We start from the raw sequence: 3,522 nt of genomic DNA, 5'->3' as shown, positions 1-3,522 counted from the left end.
GAAGCTGCTCTTGCTAGTATCAGAACTGAGATGAAGCCTAAGTTGGCTGAATTAAATGTTAAGATTGTGGAACGTGCCTTCCAACTAATTAATAATTAACAATTGGTAATTATTAATTACTAATCATTCATTACTAATTGAAATATCATGGATAGACCTAAAAAAACGGAATTTAAATTCCCAACTCATATAAATGATTACCCAACTGGCCCACAATACGCGGCTGGTTACCTTCCAGAGACCAATGCAGGATGGAGATCAGTCCGCCCGGTTGTTGATCACGATGCTTGTGTTTATTGTCTTCGTTGCTACCTACTTTGTCCAGATGGCACAGTTGTTAGAGACAATGGTAAAATCACATTCGACATGGATTATTGCAAAGGCTGTGGTGTATGTGCACACGAATGCCCAAAGGATGCAATTAAAATGGTAAAAGAACAACTTTAAGTTGAAGGTTAAAGGAATAACTAAAGATTAAAGGAGAAAGGTTAAAGTATAAAATCCCAAATTTCAAGTGAAATTTTCTCCCTTCTTGAAGGGAGATGTCGGATTTGAACCAATCTACCAGTGACAAGTCAACTAATGACTAAATACCAAAACAATGAAATCAAATAAAATATTCATATCAGGTGATGAAGCCGTTGCACAGGGCGTGAGATTATCTCGTCCACATGTCGTAGCTGCTTACCCAATCACCCCGCAAACCATCACCGTTGAGCGTTTATCAGAAATGTGCGAAGCAGGTGAAATGGATGGCGAATACATGCACGTAGAGTCTGAGCACTCTGCAATTTCAGCAACTATGGGTGCCAGTTCAGTTGGTGCTAGAACATTTACAGCTTCTTCTTCGCAAGGACTCTTGTATATGGCAGAAGGTCTGCATTACTGTAGTGGTGGTCGTTGGCCAGTTGTGATGATGAACGCTAACCGTTCGGTGGCTTTGCCATGGAGTATCTACGGTGATCAGCGTGATTCTTTATCACTATTAGATTGTGGATGGATTCAGGTTTATGTGGAAGATGCACAGGAAGCTTTGGATATGATTATCCAAGCCTACAAAATTGCTGAGCACAAAGATGTCTTAACCCCAATGATGGTGAACTTGGATGGTTTTATCCTAACTCACACTTACGAGTTGGTTGATATCCCTGAGCAAAAAATGGTGGATGAATTCTTACCTCCATTCCAAACACCAAACAAAATGTCTTTCGAAGAGCCTAAAAACTTAGGTTTTAGCTCTAAGCCAGATGACAATACTGAATTTAAGTATCAGCAGAACGAAGCGATGTTTAACGCTATCGATGTGATTCGTGATGTAGATCAGGAATTTGCTGAGAAGTTTGGTCGTAAGTACTACGATATGGTTGAAGAATACCGTTGCGAAGATGCAGAGGTTGTTCTTGTAGCCTTAGGTAGTGTTTGTGGAACCATTCGTGTAGTGGTTGACAAAATGCGCGCTGAAGGTAAGAAAGTAGGTCTATTGAAGATTCGTTATATGCGCCCTTTCCCTGAGACTGAAATTAAAGATTTGGCTAGACGTGTGAATGCAATCGGAGTGATTGATAAGGATATTTCTTTCGGATATGAAGGAACTGTTTACACCAATGTGAACTCCGCCATCTCTAAAATCGACAAGTACGTTTACAAGAGCAATTTTGTTGGCGGACTAGGCGGACGCGATATCACTAAAGATGAAATCGAAGAGATGTTCAACAAGCTATTCAGCGGTGTTGAGAATAAGAGTGAAGAAAAAGTAGAATTTTTTAGCCTTAACGTAGAAACCAATGACTAATCTAATAGATATCCCAAAAGTGAATGCAAAAAACATGACCGAAAAGGAATTTTTCTATGGTCATAAAGCTTGCGCCGGATGTGGTGGAAGTATTGCAGTACGATTGGCACTTAAAGTATTGGGTGAACGCACCTATACTGCTCTACCAGCCGGATGTATGTCGGCAGTAGGATTTATTTTTCCACAAATGGCCTTCAATACCAATGCGATTATCACAACTTTCCCTGGCTCAGCAAGTATGGCTTCAGGAATTGCAGTTGGAGCAAAAGCTCTAGGGCAAAAAGATGTGAAAACAGTTGTGTTTGCTGGTGACGGTGGAACTGCTGATATCGGATTCCAAGCGCTATCAGGAATGATTGACCGTAACGATGATGTTCTTTACATCTGCTACGACAATGAAGCTTATATGAATACAGGTATTCAGAAGAGTGGATTGACGCCTTACGGAACGAAGACAACAACGACACCTGCGGGCGAGAATCTTCCAGGAACAATCACTCACAAAAAGAACTTGTTCGAGATTATTGCCGCTCACGATATTGCTTATGCAGCAACTGCAAGTATTGGTTACCCTCAAGATTTCTTGAATAAGGTAAACAAAGCGAAGCATATTAAAGGTGCAACTTTCATTCACGTGTACGCATCTTGTCCAACAGGATGGGGAACACCAACCGAAACATCGGTAGAGATTGCAAAAGATGCAGTTGACTGTGGTTTGATTTTCCTTGCGGAATTCGAGGATGGCGAATACAAATTGAACCGTAATCCAAAGCAATTTGCTCCGGTAAAAGATTATTTAAAGAAGCAAGGTCGATTCAAGCATATGCAAGATGCAGATATGGAAGTTGTGATCGCAAATCGCGACAAAAAATGGTCTCGCATGCGCAAGCATTGGTTATAAACAATTAGGAATTATAAATTCAGAATTATAAATGATTGATATGACAATGGATTCTCAGAAATGGGAATTCATCATTCATCATTGATAATTCATAATTACAAAAATATGATCAGCGATTTAAAAGGAACTTTTTCCCAAATCAGCAATAACAACAAACGATCAGCTATCCGTGAAATTTTGAAATTGACTCAAAACCCTGAGATTATTTCATTTGCAGGCGGATTACCAGCTCCAGAATCATTCCCAGTAGATGCTTTAGATACTATTGTTTCGGATATGCTACGCGAAGAAGGTGCAGCCGTATTGCAATACGATGCAACCGAAGGCGTGAAAGAACTAAGAGAAGTTCTATTAAAGAAATATGAGGCAGAAGGCACAAAAGCAGATTTAGATAACCTAATCATTACAACTGGATCGCAACAAGGCTTAGACCTGGTTGGTAAAGTTTTTGTGAACCAAGGTGATGTGGTTATTTGTGGTCTTCCATCTTACCTAGGCGGTATTGGAGCTTTCCAAGGCTATGGTGCAAAAATGGAAGGTGTACCAATGGATGAGCAAGGCATGAGTGCTGAGCTATTGGAAGCCAAACTTGAAGGATTAAAGCAGCAAGGCATTAAGCCAAAATTCATTTATGTGATTCCTGATTTCCAAAACCCAACAGGTATTACTATGCCTGAATCGCGTCGTTTGGAAATTATCGCATTGGCTCACAAATACGATGTTCTTATTGTTGAAGATTGCCCTTACCGCGAAGTACGTTTCGAAGGTAAACCTCAACGTATGATGTACGATTTGGACAATGACAATCACGTGATTACTTTGGGAACTT

Annotated in this window: 4 protein-coding genes; all 4 read left to right on the top strand. The window is 40.2% G+C overall.

The features are described from left to right. Positions 1-147: 147 nt before the first annotated feature. Positions 148-447, top strand: a complete 300-nt coding sequence (locus tag ABY905_RS15185) for a 4Fe-4S binding protein (protein ID WP_372645390.1) — start codon at positions 148-150, stop codon at positions 445-447. 154 nt (positions 448-601) lie between these two features. Next, complete coding sequence (locus ABY905_RS15180) at positions 602-1,792, top strand: transketolase C-terminal domain-containing protein (protein ID WP_372645388.1); 1,191 nt, start codon at positions 602-604, stop codon at positions 1,790-1,792. Further along, a complete protein-coding gene (locus ABY905_RS15175; protein WP_372645386.1) occupies positions 1,785-2,693 on the top strand; it encodes a thiamine pyrophosphate-dependent enzyme in 909 nt (302 codons plus the stop codon). Before ABY905_RS15180 ends, ABY905_RS15175 begins: the two co-directional genes overlap by 8 nt. A 105-nt stretch (positions 2,694-2,798) precedes the next feature. After that, positions 2,799-3,522: PLP-dependent aminotransferase family protein (locus ABY905_RS15170; protein WP_372645384.1), on the top strand; the 724-nt coding region annotated here is incomplete at its 3' end.

It is taken from the genome of Ancylomarina sp. (assembly GCF_041555295.1).
In the GTDB taxonomy this organism is placed as follows: domain Bacteria; phylum Bacteroidota; class Bacteroidia; order Bacteroidales; family Marinifilaceae; genus Ancylomarina.
The sequence above is the reverse complement of the archived record's forward strand: the minus strand, read 5'-3'. Positions and strand labels throughout refer to the sequence as shown.

Coding starts and splice junctions, on each gene's coding strand:
- ABY905_RS15180 (WP_372645388.1), top strand. CDS start 602: ATGAAATCAAATAAAATATTCATATCAGGTGATGAAGCCGTTGCACAG.
- ABY905_RS15175 (WP_372645386.1), top strand. CDS start 1,785: ATGACTAATCTAATAGATATCCCAAAAGTGAATGCAAAAAACATGACC.
- ABY905_RS15185 (WP_372645390.1), top strand. CDS start 148: ATGGATAGACCTAAAAAAACGGAATTTAAATTCCCAACTCATATAAAT.